This window comes from Streptococcus sp. AS14, assembly GCF_000286495.1.
Classification (GTDB): domain Bacteria; phylum Bacillota; class Bacilli; order Lactobacillales; family Streptococcaceae; genus Streptococcus; species Streptococcus sanguinis_P.
Genome location: NZ_ALKI01000006.1, coordinates 1 through 17,321 on the forward strand (window position 1 = coordinate 1; position 17,321 = coordinate 17,321).

Sequence of the window (17,321 nt, forward strand, 5' to 3'; positions counted from 1 at the left end):
GATTAACAAGCTGCAAGAGAAGTTTCCTTATGAGATTTCCGGTGGCCAGAAGCAGCGGGTAGCAGTGGCTCGAGCCATCATCACAGATCCTGAGATTCTGCTGGCAGACGAGCCGACAGGAGCCTTGGATTCCAAGTCTTCGGCAGCGTTGTTGGATGTCTTTGACGATATCAATGCACGAGGTCAAACTATTCTCATGGTAACCCACTCAACGGCAGCGGCTAGCCGCGCCAAGCGGGTGCTCTTTATCAAGGATGGGATTCTCTACAACCAAATCTTCCGTGGTGACAAGACCGAGCGGCAGATGTTCCAAGAGATTTCCGATACTCTGACAGTTATGGCAAGTGAGGTGGGCAATCATGTTCAAACTAACGAGTAAACTAGCTTTGTCCAATCTAGTTAAAAATCGCAGTTTGTATTATCCATTTGCTTTGGCGACGGTACTTGCAACAGCGATTTTGTATAGTTTTGTCTCACTAGCTCATAGCCCCAATATGGAGACCTCTTATGGTGGTTCGGCAGCTCGCATGACCTTGCAGTTTGGTATCCATGTCATTCAGATTGCCGTCCTTATCCTCATCACCTATGCCAATAGCTTCGTCATGAAAAACCGCTCCCGAGAGTTGGGAGTTTATAGTCTGCTGGGCATGGAGAAAAAGCATCTGCTAGTCATGACCTTCTTTGAACTCTGTGTCTTTTATCTGGTTACAGTCGGTCTGGGTATCTTGTCTGGCCTAGCTTTAGACAAGATGCTTTACGCAGTTCTTTTGAAATTGATGGGAATGCCGGCAGTTCTTGCCTCGACCTTCCAATGGCAGAATGTTTGGATGACTCTAGCTAGTCTAGGTGTCGCTTTTGCGGTGATTTTGTTGCTCAACTCTACGCGTCTTCTACGCTATAGCTCTCTTAACCTAATGAAAGAAAAGAAAGCAGGCGAGAAGAAGGGACGTTTCCTTTTGCTGCAAACCTTGCTGGGTCTCCTGCTCATGGGTGTGGCTTATTATATGGCTTTGACCGTTACCAAGCCTGTCGCTGCTATCGGCAATTTCTTTATAGCTGTGGTCATGGTTATCATCGCAACCTATCTGCTTTTTAATGCAGGTTCAATTACATTATTGAAATTTCTCAAAAAACGCAAAGGCTACTACTATAAAACGCAGAATTTCATTTCTGTTTCCAATCTCATCTCGCGGATGCGTAAAAATGCAGCAGGATTGGCAACTATCTCCATTCTATCTACCATGCTCCTTGTGACTCTGGTAGGTACAATCAATATCTATGTTGGAGGTCAGGATTATATTACTACCTTGCATCCAAAGGATTACAATGTCAGCGTCGTCTTGCCGAAATCGACCGATCAGAAGGAGGCTCTGTTGGACAAGGTTCAGCAAGTGGCTCAGGACTCAGGTCTGAAGAAGCCAAGCTATACTACCTATCTCTACCAATCAGCCTTCATTACGAAACTGGCTGGTAATGATGTGACAGTTCCAATGCAAAGAGAGCTAGAGTCAGATACAAGTATCTTGACCAAGTCTGCTGGCACGATTACGGTCATCAATCGTCAGGATTATGAAAAAATGACAGGGGAAAAGATAGACCTGGCAGACGATGAAACTCTTGTCTATGGAAAAAATATTTCCTTAAATAAGGACAAGCCACTCCGAGTGAATGGTAAGGACTGGAAGATTAAGCAGCTTTTATCGTCAAATTTCACGCATGGGGAAATCCCTAATCCAAACGATGTGACCATGGAGCAGGGTCTCTATATGGTGGTCAATGATAGCAAAGAGGTTAATCTCGATGTGGATCATTACTACTACATTGGAGTTGCTTCAGAGACTAAGGGCAGTAAAAAGTTTGTCAAGCAAGTCCAACTGGGGTTGAGAGACACTTTAGATCAGGAACAAGCCCAAGATGGTAGCTTCGCAATGGCTAGTGACCGTTATAGTGCAGAAAAGAGTTATCAAGAACTTACTGGAACCTTGCTCTTCATCGGTGTCTTCCTCTCGGTTATCTTCCTTCTAGGAGCTGTTCTCGTGATTTACTATAAGCAAATCTCTGAAGGATATGAAGATCGCGATGGCTTTATCATCTTGCAAAAAGTTGGTTTAGATGAAAAGCAGACTAGAAGTACCATTCGTAAGCAGATTTTGACTGTTTTCTTCCTACCTCTCATCTTTGCTTTTCTACATGTAGCAGCAGTCTTTCATATGCTGCGCTTGATAGTTGCCCTACTAGGTGTGACCAATCTTCCTCTTTTGATTCAGACAACACTTGCAACTTGCGGAGTCTTCCTCCTGACCTATATTTTAGTTTTCTTACTGACTTCACGCAGTTACCGCAAGATTGTCGCCCGCTAATAAACTTCCCTGACCGAATGGTCGGGGATTTTTTGATGTCTGGATTTTTACCTCTCATCTTCCTCATTTTACCGCTTGTCCAAAAAGCGGAGATTTTTCAAAAAAGACTTGCTATCATAGTCTCAGAAGTAAAGAAGAGGAGAAAAGATCATGTTAGTAGAAACGAAAAATCTTAGCAAGGTTTATGGCGATAAGGTGGCAGTTAATGATCTGAATATTCAGATTGAGAGAGGCAGTTTTACAGCTATTCTAGGCCCTAATGGTGCAGGAAAATCGACAACTATCCAGATGCTGATAGGTCTCTTGCAGCCGACATCAGGGCAGATCACTTATGCGGATAAAATTAAGCTGGGCGTGGTTTTCCAAAACAGTGTGTTGGACGCCCGGCTGACGGTTTTGGAAAATCTGACCATCAGAGCCAAGCAGTATAAGGAGATACCGGCAGGTAGAATCGAGCGCTTGGTTTCTCAGCTGGGCTTGTCAGCTTTTGCCAAGCAGCCTTATGGGACACTGTCTGGCGGCCAAAAGCGTCGGGTGGACATTGCGCGAGCCCTGCTCAACAGTCCCGACCTGCTCTTTCTGGATGAGCCTACGACAGGCTTGGACATTCAGACTCGGGAGAGTATTTGGAGCCTGCTCAAGCAAATTCAGAAAGAAGAGCAGATGACCATTGTCTTGACAACTCACTATCTCAATGAAGCTGATGATGCGGATAAGATCTATATCGTAGATCATGGTCAGGTCATTGCCAAAGGCTCTGCAGACCAGATTAAGGGAAACTATGCCCGCAATGTCTTACGGATTTTGAGTCAAGATGCAGCAAGTTTAGAGAAAAGCTTGCCAAGAGGCTGCGCTTGGGAGCAAGTCAAGGAAGGGGAATTTATCCTCCACCCTAAAACGACTCAAGAAGCTCTGACCTTATTGGCTCAGGCTGGTCCCTATATCGAACAATTTGAATTCCAACCCGGAACCATGGACGATGCCTTTATGGCACTGACAGGAAGAGAGGTACGCTAATATGCTCGCTTTGATAAAACGTAATTTTTTACTTTATTTCCGCAACCGCAGTGGGGTAATTTTGTCCCTCTTCGGAGCCATTATTCCCTTTGTGCTTTATATCGTTTTTTTGAAAAATAATTACAAAGACCATTCCAGCCAGCTGATGGACTTGTGGCTGATTGGCGGCGTGTTGGCAGTTACAGGATTAACGACCACCCTAGCAGCTTTCTCTCGGCAGGTCGAAGATCGGGAGCGGAAGGTGACAGACGACCTCTTTATCACAGACTTGGGACCATGGGGCTTGCAGCTTAGTTATCTTGTCAGCTCTGTTATTATCGGCTTTTTGATGCAGGTCATTATGTTTGCCTTTATGCTCAGCTATTTTACGTTGGCGGATAAAATTTCCTTTGAGTGGGGAATCCTTCCTTACCTGGTTCTTCTGATGCTCTTAAACAGCCTCTTGGCCACACTGATAAATGCTCTGATTGTTCAATGCTTCAAATCAGTGGATAGTCTGGGGAAATTGGCAACAGTAGTCGGAGCAACTTCTGGTTTTCTAGTGGGTACCTATATCCCCATTGGAACCTTGCCGAATATGGCACAAAACCTGATGAAGCTTACGCCTTCTAACTATATGGCATCTCTTTTCAGACAGCTTCTCATGAAAGAAAGTCTAGCAGATACTTTTGCCAATAACAGCCAGCCGCAAGCAGCTTTTGAAAAAACAATGGGAATTCGCATTGAATGGCAGGAGCTCTTGACAAGGACAGAAACTTTCTATATAGTTGGAGTAGTTTTAGTTGCAATAGCGCTTATTTGGATGGTGCAAAATATGATTGCCATCCGCCGGCTAAAACTACAATAGAATGTGAATAGGGAGCTTCCTCTTGCAAGCAAAATTTGAAATAGATCCAACCATTTCATCCAAGGATCCGCTGGTTGTGGTCAAGGCAGACCAGCTAGGGGCAGAAGCCAAGGCCATCTTAGATTATTTAGAGCAGTACAAGGCAGGGCCAAGTGGCGTCCTGCCTATCAAGTCGGACGATAAACTGGTCATGTTGAGGACTGAAGATATTATCCTAGCAGACATCAACCAGACAACTCTGATGATTTACAGCAGAGAAGGCATTTACCAGACGACAGAGACCTTGACTCGCTTTCAGCAGCGGATTAGCAGCTCGAACTTTATCCAGGTTTCCCGGCATGCTGTCATCAATATTGACCATTTGGAGTCCTTGTCTGACAGCTTTTCTGGCAATATGACGGCCAAGCTGACCAATCAAATCAAAACCGAAGTCAGCCGTCGTTATGTCAAACTCTTAATGGAATATCTGGGAATCTAGGAGGTAAGTGATGAGTATAAAAAAATGTCTACACGCTATATTGATGGGCATCCAGACAGGGAGTGCAGTCTATCTGATTGTCCTTGCGCTCTCTATTCAAAAAAATCCGCCCACAACAAGTAATATCGTCAGTGTCATGGTGATGAGCGGTTTGATTGGGATTATCAGTTCAATGTTAAAAACTCTTGAAGACCGATTCTCTTTTTCAGTCTCGATGTTACTGCATTTTGTTGCGGTCGCAGTCCTAGTATGCTGCTTCATGGTCTATAATAACTGGGGATTTTTAATTGCCAGCTGGCATTTCTGGCTAGATTTTATTCTGATTTACCTCTTTGTATGGCTCTTTCGTTACTTGGATACAAATCTTAAGACCAAGAAGATTAACAGCGCCCTAGCTAAGCGCAGAAAGGAAAAAGAAGGCAAGTAACTTGCTGAAAAACGTTCTGACAAGCATATCATAAAAACAAATGGAGCTGGACTATATCCTGCTCCTGTTTTTTTATCTAAAAAACTCAAGCTAGATTTTCTAGCTTGAGTTTTATGTGCTATTACACTCCCAATCTGATATGAGGGAAGTGGTTGTAGAGATAGTCAAAGGTTGACTGGAGTTTGGTGTCTGTTGTTTTACCAATGTTCTTAATAGGCATTTGGTATTTCTTTTGATTGTTTCGAACAGCAACTAAGGTTGAGTTTCTGTTTGAAGCAACGAAGCCGCGATGCATGGTGAGAATATGGTGGTAGAGATGGACGACCTGTTTGAGATCAATTGCTTTGAAACCTCGATAGTAGGTAATGAGATGGTCTTTATAAACAGCAATTTTCAGCACATCATCGTGGAAAGACGCTTGCTCCAGCAGGATATTGAGATTATCTTTGGTCTCTGGATAGGCTGCATAGATTTCTTCGTAGGCAGCGATATTTTTCTTGCGGCCGATAATTCCTATAACGACAAAGAAAGCACTGAGTCCAATCAAAAACAGAATATAGAACATGAATGCAAGATTGTCAGATTCAAATTCAGTGATAGAGATATAGGAGCTGCTTGACATTACTGTGATGACTTCGGGATTGTCTGCTAGGAGACCGCGAACGAGGCTGCCATAATTAGAAATATATCCCTGATTCTTCTTAGGGGAGTTAGCATTAACGTAGGAACCAACGATTCGGACAGGATTTTTTTCCAGCTCGCCCTTTTTCTCTTTTTCCAAGAGCTGGGCAATCTGCTTGTCCCCTTTTTTAGCCTGCAGACCAACATATCCGTCTTGGTAGGCAACCAGCCAAACTTGGGTATTATCTTCTACTTCAATCAGAGCCTCTGGGAAAATATATGACACTTCAGCATAGACTGCTGAATCTGCTCCAGACTCGCTATTTCGGTCATAGGCAGTCTTAGTGTTGACCTTTTGGTATTGGATAAAGCCCATTACTGCAGCAACAACTAGAAAAATAAGAGAAATTACCAGTAGGGCGATGGTACCCTGGTTTCGTCCTTCCTTGAGCATAGCTCAACCTCCAAAATAAAATCTAAAAAATAATTTGATTAGCAAACTATCTTTTTTGTATAGTATAACATAAATGCTTGACAAGTGGCAAGATTGTGTTAAAATATGAATGAACATAAAAACGAATTCATTCACAAAAGAGGCATGGAAATGGATAAAAAAAATGAGCTCCTGGCTGCGGCTAGAGAAGTCTTTGCAGAAAAAGGCTATAAGGCAGCTGGAATTTCTGATATTGCTAAGAGAAGTCAGATGGCTGTCGGATCCTTTTACAAGTATTATGAGTCTAAGGAAGCTATCTTCTTGGAGGTTTATGTAGCTGAAAATAGCCGTATACGTGAGGAAATCATGCAACGCGTAGACTGGCAGGGCGAGCCCGAGGCAATCGTTGAACAACTTTTTGCAGTCACTTTTGAGTTGATTTCACCCAATAAAATTTTGGCTGAGTGGAACAAGCCGGGCATTTCTCATATTCTGCACGATTACTATAATCAGGATTCCGGCCGAGGATCCAATGCCTTTCATCAGTTTCTGATTCAGACCTTCAGCCAGCGCTTGCAGGAAGAGGGGTTTTCGAAGGAGAAAATAGCTGAGATCATGAAGGTTTATGACTTGATTTACTACATAGACATGCATGTCACAGAGCAGGAATTTTCAGGCTACTTCGATAGTCTTGAGACTTTAGTGAAATATTTTGTTAAGGGAATTTTTTCCAAATAGAGGAAATTCCTTTACTTAGAAGCTGAAGTGAATGAATATTTAAGGAGATTCATTCATTAACAAAGGAGGTGATGTCTTATGTAGTGCGAATAGGAATTGGAAGGTATTCAAGAAATGTGATTGGATAAGTATAAAGTGAATTATTTTTTTAGAAAGTTTTGAATGAATATTAGGAACTGTTCATTCAAAAACAGAAAGTGAGGAAAAGAATGAATAAGCAAGGAGGATTTGCCATGAGCGGATTGGCTATTTTAGGTATCTGTCTGGTCGCGATTGGTCTTTTGACCATTGGCTACGGTGGTGTGACAGTTGGTTTCAGTTTGAGTGTGGATTTTCAGTCATTTTTAGTCGGAGGTCTCATCCTTGTCCTAATCGGAGCAGCTTTGATTCCGGGCTTGCCAGCAGTTGCTAAGCTGGCGGCACTGGCTTTGACAACTTTGTCATTGTTGATTTACATTCACATAATGCCAGATTTGGAGTTCATGCTTATGCTCATCTCAGATGTTGTGGTTTTAGGCTTTGCGGCTTGGTTTGCTATTCTTTTTTTAAGAAAGTAGGTGATGAAGATGATTGTAGTTTATGATTCAAATACTGGTGTTGGTAAACGATTTGCAGAATCACTGGGCTATCCGACCCAGACCATCAAGGAGAAACTGGAAGAGCCTTGTATTCTCATTACTCGAAATGCTGGTGCTGGGAAAATTCCTTGGTCTACCAAACGCTTTATCAAGAAACATCCTGGGCTGATTAAAGGTTTTGTTAACAATGGCGACTCTGTTAAACACGGCCGGACCTTCTGCGGAGCGACTGCCTTGATTATCGAAAAATATGGGCTCAAGCATATCTGTGATATTGACCGAGGCGGTAGTCCAGAAGATGTCAAGACTGTGCAGGCATTTTTGGCGAAGTGCTAGTCTCATCAAGCTTCGCATAAATGGAGGACTCGTATGCCTAGGTTCGAGAAAATTGGGAGCTTGTTTCTGGCTCTGATTTCTGTCTTTATCCTAACGGCCTGCAGGCATGTACAGAAAGAGCCCGACACTTCAAATAAGACGGAAAGAAATTCTTCCAAACAAGAAGAAACAGATCAGAATCAGGTAGACGCAACTTCCAGTGCGTCACAGAAAGATTGACTTTTTTGTCAAAATAGAAGAGCATAATTTGTTCAATGATTTTTAGGTCATCTTTTGACCTGTTTTGCGTATCAATAGGAGAGAGAAGGCTTAGCGTCTTTTTTCTCCTTTTTATGCTAAAACCCTGTGAGCATTCCTATAGTTTTTTAATAGTCAATATGGTACAATGAATTAGTATTGTCTTTCCAGTGTTTGTCAAAAAGGCAGAAAAACATGAAAAGAACGTGTTCGACTGGCTGGCCAATACGCTGTACTTTTAAACAAATTTTACTTGTGAGAAAGGAAGATTGCATGAATAAAAAACTGAGAGTATGGTTTCAGCTCATCATTCTCTGTCTAGGAGTGTTCCTGCCTTTCCTAGCCGGAACCCTTAAGGCTCATGCGGCGGAGCTCAATGATGTCATCACTGAGATGCACCTGACCACTAACTCTGGTAAGCAGCTGACCAATGGTGTAGATATCTGGCAGACCTTCCGAGTCTATGCTAAGTTTGCCCTGCCGGACAACCAAGCCCATGCGGGTGATACGACAGTGATTCATTTGCCGAACGAATTTACCTTTGGGAATTCCTCAGCTATTGAGCTCAAGGATGAAAACGGAGCCCTGGTGGCTAATGGAGTCCTGGATAGCAATGCCAAGACCATCACGCTGACATACACAGACTATGTGGAGCAGAAGTCCAGTGTCAGAGGCGAGTTTTTCTTTTATTCGCGGATTGACCACGAGGTCGTCACAGAGGAAAGGGATATTCCAGCTACTTTCACTGTAGGCAATAATAGGATTCCGGCCGGCAGCATTCACTATAATGGACCTCCGAAAAAGTATGAGTCTCTGCTAGAAAAGAGTGCTTTTCAGTGGGATGCTGATGCTAAGAATGAAATCCGCTACAATGTAGCCATTAACCGCAACATGGGCAACTACAAAAATGTCTCTGTGACGGACAAGTTGGGTGATACAAACGCTAAGATTGTTCAAGACTCTGTACGGGTTTATAAGGTTTCTTGGCGCTGGAATAATGGAGATTGGGCGCGTGATTCGACTGAAGACGTAACAGCAGATTTCCAGTCTAAGATGACCTTTGGCGCTGAAGGCGATAGCTTGACAATCAACTTCGGTGATGTAGAAGGTTTCGGCTACCTAGTTGAGTACAAGACGCTGGCCGACTATGATTTGGCTGATGGAGAAGTTGTAGGAAATAGGGCTACTATGAACTACAACAATACCGAGACAGTATCTGTCACCAACGAGTACTCTTATCAGATTGCTGGCGGAAAGTCCGAAGGCTATAACTTCAAGGTTAAGGTCCACAAGACAGATGAGTCTAATGCTTCTCTGAGCGGTGCAGTCTTTGAAGTGGTGCGGAAAGCGACCAATAAGGTGGTTGGCACAATCACGACAGATGCAGATGGGAACGCGGAAGTTGGTAATCTTCTGCGTGACACTTATATCCTGCGTGAAACGACTGCTCCAGCTGGTTACGATCGCCTGACAGAGGATATTACCATCAGTCCAACAGATTTTGGTAAGACTTTGAACGTAGGCAGTCCGGAATCTGGAGATTCTGGAGACAGCAGATTGGTTGCAGTCAATGTGGTCAATAAGAAAACTCAAACTCCAACAGATAAACAGGTTACTTTCAGTAAGGTCAATCTAGCTGGTGAGGAAATTGCCGGTGCTCAGATTCAGATTTTCAAGGGACGGGAAAGCAAGGGCAGTCCTGTCGCATCTTGGACTTCAGAAGCTGACCAATCTAAGGAAATTAACCTAGAGCCAGGTATTTACACCTTCCATGAGGAAGCGGCTCCGACAGGTTATCTGGCTGTGACTGATATTGTCTTCCAAGTCAATGAAGATGGCACTGTAACAGTTCTAGACGCTAATAGCAATGCAGTAGAGTATACAGATGGTAAGTTGTTCATTACTGACCAAGCGGCACCAGCTGCACCTGGTACGCCTGATAAAGCAGTTCAAGGTGGCATTAAGCCAAATCAATCATCTGATTCTGATAAAGCAGCAGACGGTCAAGGAAAATCTAAAAAAGTTCTTCCTGCGACTGGCTCTGCTGAAAGCCTTGGACTAGTTCTTGCTGGTCTGGTAGTCCTGGCTCTTTTAGGACTTTACCGTAAGACTCGACTGAGTAAATAAACAAAGAGAGGATAAGGCAGAATGCTTTATCTTCTTTTGTTTGCTTATTTTGTCTAGCTATTTTGCAACTTACTGAGCAATTTCTTCCAGTTACTTATGCAGGGCAGCCACTTACGGAAAAACTCTTGTTTTTGTCTCAGAATCCTCTATAATAAATGACAAATAGAAAAAGGAGACAGAAGATATGACAGATACAAAAATACAAGAGAAGTTCAAGCCAGGTTTGAAGTTAGCGGATTTTCAAAAAGATGGAGACATCTATCTGGCGCTGAATTCGGACTATGTCTCAGGGGACAATGCCAAGTATATGACCATGTACAATCGCTTGGCTCGCTGGTATGATTTTGGTGAAAAATGGATAGGGCCACTTCTCCATGGCAAAGCTATTGACAAGCTGAGAAAGGACCAGATGGCAGAAATAGAATGGAAAGATCATCTATCCGTCCTTTATGTCTCTATCGGGACTGGTCAAGACCTGCGCTACATTCCTGAGAATATTGACCTGAAAAGCCTAGACTTTGTTGGGGCAGATATTTCCATAGGCATGCTGAAAAAATGTCAGAAATCCTGTGCCAAGAAGACAAATCTGCAACTCTTTCATGCTTGTGCAGAGGATCTGCCTTTTGCAGATAATAGCTTTGACATCGTCTATCATATCGGTGGAATTAATTTCTTTAGTGATAAGGCCAAGGCCATGCAGGAAATGCTGCGGGTGGCTAAGCCAGGAACTAAGATTATGATTTCAGACGAGACGGCAGACTATGTGGACCAGCAATATAAGAAGAACCACTTCAGCAAGGACTATTTTAAGGACGCTACCGTTGATTTGGGAGAAATTGAGGCCGCTATACCGGCCGGTGTCAAGGAGAAGGAGTTGAAACTCCTCTGGGACGGAAAATTTTATGTCCTGACGTTTAGGAAATAAATCAGAAGAACTGGACTTTTTCCGGTTTTTCTATGTTATTGAGGACATTGATTGTCAGACGTAATTGACCCTAACAATAGTGGTTTGATTTGCGAATGAACCATATAAATCGTCCACCTCTTCTAAATGACAAAAAGGTAAACAAATGTTAAAAAAATCTTCTTTTGTGTATAGCCATTTTTCTTATAGTATGATAAAATGTAGATGTAATGTATCTATAAATGTTCGCTTTTTAGAAAGCGGGCACTGACAAGATGGGGAAGCTCAGTTAGTATACAATTACATTGTACATTTAAAACTGAATATTGTGAGAAAGGAAAATTGCATGAACAAAAGGATTAGAGCATTGCTCCACCTTATTATTCTTTGTTTAGGAGTCATTTTGCCATCAGTAGCTCCTCTTACTCAGGTGCAAGCAGCTGAGTTTGGTGATGTTATCACTGAGATGAGCCTGAAGAATTCTTCAGGTGGTGATTTGACGCAGGGAATTGATATTTGGGAAACTTTTCGAGTTTACGCAAAGTTTGTCTTGCCGGATAACCAAGTACATCAAGGAGATACGACAAAAATCACCTTGCCTTCTGAGTATGCATTTGGGAACTCTTCAGCTATTGAGCTTAAAGACAGCTCGGATAACGTAGTGGCAAATGGATTTTTGGATTCAACCAACAAGACCATTACTTTGACCTATACAAATTATGTTGAGCAAAAGTCTGGTGTTCAAGGAGAATTCTTCTTCTATGCACGAGTTGACCATGATGTAGTGAGACAAGAAGGTGACTTGAATGGTGGATTTACCGTAGGAGGTCGGATGTTGTATCCGGGAATCGTCCATTATAATGGACCACCCAAAAGATATGACTCAAAAATTGAGAAGAGCTCTTATCAGGCAGCAGAAGACGGTAAGAACGAAGTTCATTACAATATTGCGATTAACCGCAATATGGAGCATTATACCGATGTAACGATAACTGACAAGATTACCTCGCCTAATTTTAAAATCATGAGAGACTCAATTCGGGTCTATAAAATTGCTTGGCGCTGGAATAATGGAGATTGGGTGCGGGATTCAACAGAAGACGTGACAGCTAATTTCCAATCAAAAATCACGGAAAATGCTGCTGGTGATGGATTCACGATCGACCTTGGCGACATGGATGGTTTCGGGTATTTGCTGGACTATAAGACAAAAGCAGATTACGATCTTGTTGATGGTGAGCGTGTTTCCAATAGTGCTACAATGACCTATAACGGTGGTCAAACAACGACATCAGCTGAAAATCGCTCTTATCAAATTGCTGGCGGTGTTGGAGAAGGCTATGTTTTCACCATTAAGCTCCATAAGGTCAATGAAAATGGTGAAAATCTGCAAGGTGCTGAATTTGAAGTTGTTCGTGATCGGAGCGGTGCAGTTGTCGGGAAATTAACTACAGATTCTAACGGGAATGCTAACTTGGGTGACTTGTTGCGCGATGATTATACCATCCGTGAAGTGACTCCTCCTACAGGATATGATAAATTAACTGAGGAAATTAAGATTGGTTCCCAGGATTTTGGAACAGACAAATCTGTATCGCGCGAGATCGTCAATAAGAAGACGGTAACCGAGCAGGATGTAACTTTCAAAAAAGTAGATCCAAACGGAAAAGAAATTCCTGGTGCGCAACTGAAAATCTATAAAGGTGATCATGTTGACCAGGAAGAAGCTCCTGTTGCAGACTGGACTTCTGAGGCTGACACTTCTAAAGTCATAAAACTGTCTCCAGGAACCTATACACTGACTGAAGCTAACGCTCCTACTGGTTATCAATATGTAGAAGATATCACATTTACAGTAGGTGCTAATGGTACTGTTGCTCTTGTGAAAAAAGGAGCAGAAGATACTGTTCAAGCAGCAGGTTCAATTCTGACGATTACCGACAAGGAGGACAATAGTCCTAAAGCCATTACCTTCAGTAAGGTCAACCTAGGCGGTACTGAGATTGCTGGTGCTCAAATTAAGATTTTCAAAGGCAACAAAGCGCAGGGTCAAGCTGTTGAAAGCTGGACTTCCGAAGCTAATCAGTCTAAAGCAATCAATTTGGAGCCTGGTATTTACACCTTCCATGAGGAAGCAGCTCCAACTGGTTACCTGAAAGTAACCGACATCACTTTCCAAGTCAAACATGACGGCACAGTGGAAGTGACCAATGTCGGCGAGAAAGACTCCAAAGGAGAAAACAATAAGGTTGTGACTGACGGAGCAATCTTGAAGGTAACAGACAAGGATGACGACTCAGAACGAGATGTGACGATCAAGAAAGTAGATCCAAACGGGAAGGAAATCCCAGGGGCGAAATTGAAACTCTACAAAGGCAGTCGGATTCGTCCTGAAGCTAAACCTCTTGCAGAGTGGACATCCGAAGCTAACGCATCTAAGGTAGTAAAATTAGCTCCAGGGACTTATTCTCTGAAAGAGAGCCTTGCTCCTACTGGGTTTGTAGCTGTAGAAGATATAAAATTCACAGTTCATTCTGATGGTACCATTACAGTTGATGCTAAAGGTGCAACAGATTCTGTTGAAGCAAATGGCTTGGTTCTTACTGTAACCGATAAAGAGGACAATAGTCTTAAAGCCATTACTTTCAGTAAGGTCAATCTCGGCGGTACAGAAATCGCTGGTGCTGAGATCAAGATCTACAAGGGCGAGAAAGCCGAAGGGAAGGCAGTAGAAAGCTGGACATCCGAGACTAATCAGTCTAAGGACATCAACTTGGCACCTGGCACTTATACCTTCCATGAGGAAGCGGCACCGACCGGCTACCTTAAAGTTACTGACATTACTTTCCAAGTCAAAACTGACGGAACAGTAGAAGTAACCAATGTCGGAGAGAAAGACTCTAAGGGTGAAGAGAACAAGGTCGTAACCAACGGCTCAACTGTTACAGTAACGGATAAGGACGATGATCTTCCACGTAAGGTGACCTTCAGTAAGGTCAACCTCGGCGGTACTGAGATTGCTGGCGCTCAAATTAAGATTTTCAAAGGCAACAAGGCGCAGGGTCAAGCTGTTGAAAGCTGGACTTCTGAGGCTAATCAGTCTAAGGACATCAACTTGGCACCTGGCACTTATACCTTCCATGAGGAAGCGGCACCGTCCGGCTACCTTAAAGTTACTGACATTACTTTCCAAGTCAAGCATGATGGAACAGTAGAAGTGACAAATGTTGGTGAAAAAGACGCTAAGGGTGAAGAAAACAAGGTCGTAACAAACGGCTCAACTGTTACAGTAACGGATAAAGACGATGATAGTCCCAAAGCCATTACTTTCAGTAAGGTCAACCTTGGTAGAGAAGAAATCGCAGGGGCTCAGATCAAGATTTACAAGGGCAACAAGGCAGAAGGCCAAGCAGTTGAAAGCTGGACATCCGAAGCTGGTAAGTCTAAAGATATCAACTTGGCACCTGGTACCTATACTTTCCATGAGGAAGCAGCCCCAACAGGTTACCTGAAAGTAACTGACATCACTTTCCAAGTCAAAACAGACGGCACAGTGGAAGTGACAAACGTTGGCGAGAAAGACTCTAAGGGCGAAGAAAACAAGGTCGTAACAAACGGCTCAACTGTTACAGTAACGGATAAAGACGATGATAGTCCCAAAGCCATTACTTTCAGTAAAGTTAACCTTGGTGGTACAGAAATCGCAGGAGCTCAAATCAAGATCTACAAGGGCGACAAGGCAGAAGGTACAGCCGTAGAAAGCTGGACTTCTGAAGCTGGTAAGTCTAAGGATATCAACTTGGCACCTGGCACTTACACCTTCCATGAGGAAGCAGCTCCAACGGGTTACCTCAAAGTAACCGACATCACCTTCCAAGTCAAAACAGACGGTACAGTGGAAGTGACTAGCGTAGGAGAAAAAGATTCTAAGGGTGAAGAAAACAAGGTCATAGCTAATGGTTCTAAAGTTACTGTAACGGATAAAGACGATGACAGTCCCAAGACTATTACTTTCAGTAAAGTTAATCTCGGCGGTACTGAAATCGCAGGTGCACAAATCAAGATCTTTAAAGGCGACAAGGCAGAAGGAACAGCCGTAGAAAGCTGGACATCCGAAGCTGGTAAGTCTAAGGAAATCAACTTGGCACCTGGTACCTACACCTTCCATGAAGAAGCAGCTCCAACCGGTTACCTCAAAGTAACCGACATCACCTTCCAAGTCAAAACAGACGGTACAGTGGAAGTGACAAACGTTGGCGAGAAAGACTCTAAGGGTGAAGAGAACAAGGTCGTAACAACCGGCTCAACTGTTACAGTAACGGATAAAGACGATGATCTTCCACGTAAGGTGACCTTCAGCAAGATCAACCTCGGCGGTACTGAAATTGCTGGTGCAGAGATTCAAATTTTCCAAGGCAAAGAGGCAACTGGCAATCCTGTAGCGAAATGGACTTCAGAAGCAAATACATCGCATGAGCTTGGATTAGCTCCTGGAGTATATACCTTCCATGAAGCTGCAGCCCCAACCGGTTACCTAGCTGTTACCGACATTGTGTTCCAAGTGAATCTTGATGGCACAGTAACAGTTGTAAATGCTGATGGAAATACAGTAGAATACAAGGATGGGACGTTAGTCGTAACTGACCAAACGAAACCGACTGGCCCAGACAAGGATCCGTCTAAAAAAACAGATGAACCAGATCCGAAAAAATCAAATCAAGATAAACCAATAGAAAAAGACCAAGATAAACCTGGAGATAAGGGGAAGACGAAGAAAATTCTGCCTTTCACAGGTACAGAAATCAGCTTTACGCTACTTGCTTTCGGTCTGATTCTAATAGTTGGTTGTGGGGTTTATTTTGGGATTCGTTTCAAAAAATAAAACAGAAAACAAGTGTCAATGAAAATTGACGCTTGTTTTTTTTTATGTGCTTGATGAAAGAAGCCGATAGTTATCGTTGAATTTAGGCCTATTGATGCAGTTTAAGGGCAATCGAAAACTATTTTTCTAAGTGACAAAAATGTAAGTTTAAAGGCTAAAATGAAAGGTTATCTTATGGCAGCTAGCCTGGGAATTCGGTATCCTATAAGTGTAAAGAAAAAGAAGATAAACGTCTTCCAAACTAATAATCAGATTTCAAGAAGGAGGCTTGCTATGAAAATCAATCTTTTTAACCATCGCCAAAGTAAACCTAAAGCTCAAAAGATTTCCAAGGAAGAAATCGAGAAGACTCGCCTAGGCTGTGCTTCCAGTCAATATTATTTCTGGCTGCAGTACAGTCACTGAGAGTTTCCGGTATTCAAGGATAAGAGAAAGGTCAGTTGACTTTTCTCTTTATCTGACTTGGAGCACAAGATGACAAAAATGTAAGATTGGCAGGCAAAATGAAAGATTAGGTTATGGAAACTTGTCTGTCTTTCCGGTATGATAGTAGTATCAAGTTAAATAAAGAAGAGGTTCGAGTATGACATTATTAGACGTACAACATGTGAAAAAAATTTATAAAACCCGCTTTCAGGGCAGCCAAGTAGAGGCCTTGAAAGACATTCACTTTACGGTAGAAAAAGGCGAATATGTCGCCATCATGGGTGAGTCAGGCTCTGGGAAATCCACCCTGCTCAACATCCTAGCCATGCTGGACAAGCCAACTGAGGGCCGCGTCTTTCTCAATGGAACAGACACAGCAACCATCAAAAACAGCCAGGCTTCCAGCTTCCGCCGGGAGAAATTAGGTTTTGTCTTTCAGGATTTCAATCTGCTGGATACCCTGTCGGTCAAGGATAATATTCTCCTGCCACTGGTCCTCTCTCGCCGTCCCATTACCGAGATGATGCAAAAGCTGGTTACGACCTGCAACGAGCTGGGGATTAACAAGCTGCAAGAGAAGTTTCCTTATGAGATTTCCGGTGGCCAGAAGCAGCGGGTAGCAGTGGCTCGAGCCATCATCACAGATCCTGAGATTCTGCTGGCAGACGAGCCGACAGGAGCCTTGGATTCCAAGTCTTCGGCAGCGTTGTTGGATGTCTTTGACGATATCAATGCACGAGGTCAAACTATTCTCATGGTAACCCACTCAACGGCAGCGGCTAGCCGCGCCAAGCGGGTGCTCTTTATCAAGGATGGGATTCTCTACAACCAAATCTTCCGTGGTGACAAGACCGAGCGGCAGATGTTCCAAGAGATTTCCGATACTCTGACAGTTATGGCAAGTGAGGTG

At 43.2% G+C, this 17,321-nt stretch carries 16 protein-coding genes; 15 read left to right on the forward strand and 1 reads right to left on the reverse strand.

The window, feature by feature from the left end; translation table 11 throughout:
• The 6 genes from HMPREF1150_RS09400 to HMPREF1150_RS09375 all read left to right on the forward strand — a co-directional run.
• On the forward strand, window positions 1–379 hold a 379-nt coding region (locus HMPREF1150_RS09400; protein WP_009659220.1), incomplete at its 5' end, for an ATP-binding cassette domain-containing protein.
• Entirely contained in the window at window positions 360–2,360 is a 2,001-nt protein-coding gene (locus tag HMPREF1150_RS09395) for an ABC transporter permease (protein ID WP_009659229.1), read from the forward strand. The genes HMPREF1150_RS09400 and HMPREF1150_RS09395, both read left to right, overlap by 20 nt.
• 150 nt (window positions 2,361–2,510) lie before the next feature.
• Window positions 2,511–3,377 (forward strand): ABC transporter ATP-binding protein, encoded by an 867-nt coding sequence (locus tag HMPREF1150_RS09390; protein WP_009659223.1) that lies wholly within the window; start codon window positions 2,511–2,513, stop codon window positions 3,375–3,377.
• A gap of 1 nt (window position 3,378) precedes the next feature.
• Window positions 3,379–4,224: an ABC transporter permease gene (locus HMPREF1150_RS09385; RefSeq protein ID WP_009659228.1), complete on the forward strand. Its 846-nt coding sequence runs from the start codon at window positions 3,379–3,381 to the stop codon at window positions 4,222–4,224.
• Window positions 4,225–4,246: 22 nt separating this feature from the next.
• The gene (locus HMPREF1150_RS09380) at window positions 4,247–4,702 is read left to right on the forward strand and encodes a LytTR family DNA-binding domain-containing protein (protein ID WP_009659224.1); all 456 of its coding nucleotides are present in this window, start codon (window positions 4,247–4,249) and stop codon (window positions 4,700–4,702) included.
• A gap of 10 nt (window positions 4,703–4,712) precedes the next feature.
• Window positions 4,713–5,129, forward strand: coding sequence for a DUF3021 domain-containing protein (locus HMPREF1150_RS09375; protein WP_009659226.1), 417 nt, complete (start codon window positions 4,713–4,715; stop codon window positions 5,127–5,129).
• Between the two features lie 121 nt (window positions 5,130–5,250).
• Here HMPREF1150_RS09375 and HMPREF1150_RS09370 read toward each other — a convergent pair whose 3' ends face one another.
• Window positions 5,251–6,204 (reverse strand): hypothetical protein, encoded by a 954-nt coding sequence (locus tag HMPREF1150_RS09370; RefSeq protein ID WP_009659230.1) that lies wholly within the window; start codon window positions 6,202–6,204, stop codon window positions 5,251–5,253.
• A 105-nt stretch (window positions 6,205–6,309) separates the two neighbouring features.
• Here HMPREF1150_RS09370 and HMPREF1150_RS09365 point away from each other — a divergent pair, with 105 nt between their 5' ends.
• The 9 genes from HMPREF1150_RS09365 to HMPREF1150_RS09330 form a co-directional block, all read left to right on the forward strand.
• Window positions 6,310–6,921: a TetR/AcrR family transcriptional regulator gene (locus HMPREF1150_RS09365; protein WP_083842616.1), complete on the forward strand. Its 612-nt coding sequence runs from the start codon at window positions 6,310–6,312 to the stop codon at window positions 6,919–6,921.
• A 209-nt stretch (window positions 6,922–7,130) separates the two neighbouring features.
• Window positions 7,131–7,478: a hypothetical protein gene (locus tag HMPREF1150_RS09360; RefSeq protein ID WP_002909208.1), complete on the forward strand. Its 348-nt coding sequence runs from the start codon at window positions 7,131–7,133 to the stop codon at window positions 7,476–7,478.
• Window positions 7,479–7,835, forward strand: a complete 357-nt coding sequence (locus HMPREF1150_RS09355; RefSeq protein ID WP_002909209.1) for a class Ib ribonucleoside-diphosphate reductase assembly flavoprotein NrdI — start codon at window positions 7,479–7,481, stop codon at window positions 7,833–7,835.
• A 33-nt stretch (window positions 7,836–7,868) separates the two neighbouring features.
• Complete coding sequence (locus tag HMPREF1150_RS09350) at window positions 7,869–8,054, forward strand: hypothetical protein (protein WP_002909210.1); 186 nt, start codon at window positions 7,869–7,871, stop codon at window positions 8,052–8,054.
• A gap of 291 nt (window positions 8,055–8,345) precedes the next feature.
• The gene (locus tag HMPREF1150_RS09345) at window positions 8,346–10,199 is read left to right on the forward strand and encodes a SpaA isopeptide-forming pilin-related protein (protein ID WP_009659221.1); all 1,854 of its coding nucleotides are present in this window, start codon (window positions 8,346–8,348) and stop codon (window positions 10,197–10,199) included.
• Window positions 10,200–10,383: 184 nt separating this feature from the next.
• A complete protein-coding gene (locus HMPREF1150_RS09340; protein ID WP_002899847.1) occupies window positions 10,384–11,124 on the forward strand; it encodes a class I SAM-dependent methyltransferase in 741 nt (246 codons plus the stop codon).
• Between the two features lie 325 nt (window positions 11,125–11,449).
• Window positions 11,450–15,985 carry a SpaA isopeptide-forming pilin-related protein gene (locus HMPREF1150_RS09335; RefSeq protein ID WP_032905364.1) on the forward strand — a complete coding sequence of 1,512 codons (4,536 nt, stop codon included), beginning with the start codon at window positions 11,450–11,452 and terminating at the stop codon, window positions 15,983–15,985.
• Between the two features lie 273 nt (window positions 15,986–16,258).
• Window positions 16,259–16,390 carry a hypothetical protein gene (locus HMPREF1150_RS12265; protein WP_009659231.1) on the forward strand — a complete coding sequence of 44 codons (132 nt, stop codon included), beginning with the start codon at window positions 16,259–16,261 and terminating at the stop codon, window positions 16,388–16,390.
• A 178-nt stretch (window positions 16,391–16,568) separates the two neighbouring features.
• A partial coding sequence (locus HMPREF1150_RS09330; protein ID WP_009659232.1) for an ABC transporter ATP-binding protein occupies window positions 16,569–17,321 on the forward strand: 753 nt, incomplete at its 3' end.

Excerpts from the sequence above, each read along its gene's own strand:
- HMPREF1150_RS09350 (WP_002909210.1), top strand. The coding sequence starts at position 7,869 with ATGCCTAGGTTCGAGAAAATTGGGAGCTTGTTTCTGGCTCTGATTTCT.
- HMPREF1150_RS09375 (WP_009659226.1), top strand. The coding sequence starts at position 4,713 with ATGAGTATAAAAAAATGTCTACACGCTATATTGATGGGCATCCAGACA.
- HMPREF1150_RS09345 (WP_009659221.1), top strand. The coding sequence starts at position 8,346 with ATGAATAAAAAACTGAGAGTATGGTTTCAGCTCATCATTCTCTGTCTA.
- HMPREF1150_RS09365 (WP_083842616.1), top strand. The coding sequence starts at position 6,310 with ATGAATGAACATAAAAACGAATTCATTCACAAAAGAGGCATGGAAATG.
- HMPREF1150_RS09390 (WP_009659223.1), top strand. The coding sequence starts at position 2,511 with ATGTTAGTAGAAACGAAAAATCTTAGCAAGGTTTATGGCGATAAGGTG.
- HMPREF1150_RS09395 (WP_009659229.1), top strand. The coding sequence starts at position 360 with ATGTTCAAACTAACGAGTAAACTAGCTTTGTCCAATCTAGTTAAAAAT.
- HMPREF1150_RS09335 (WP_032905364.1), top strand. The coding sequence starts at position 11,450 with ATGAACAAAAGGATTAGAGCATTGCTCCACCTTATTATTCTTTGTTTA.
- HMPREF1150_RS12265 (WP_009659231.1), top strand. The coding sequence starts at position 16,259 with ATGAAAATCAATCTTTTTAACCATCGCCAAAGTAAACCTAAAGCTCAA.
- HMPREF1150_RS09370 (WP_009659230.1), bottom strand. The coding sequence starts at position 6,204 with ATGCTCAAGGAAGGACGAAACCAGGGTACCATCGCCCTACTGGTAATT.
- HMPREF1150_RS09360 (WP_002909208.1), top strand. The coding sequence starts at position 7,131 with ATGAATAAGCAAGGAGGATTTGCCATGAGCGGATTGGCTATTTTAGGT.
- HMPREF1150_RS09385 (WP_009659228.1), top strand. The coding sequence starts at position 3,379 with ATGCTCGCTTTGATAAAACGTAATTTTTTACTTTATTTCCGCAACCGC.
- HMPREF1150_RS09340 (WP_002899847.1), top strand. The coding sequence starts at position 10,384 with ATGACAGATACAAAAATACAAGAGAAGTTCAAGCCAGGTTTGAAGTTA.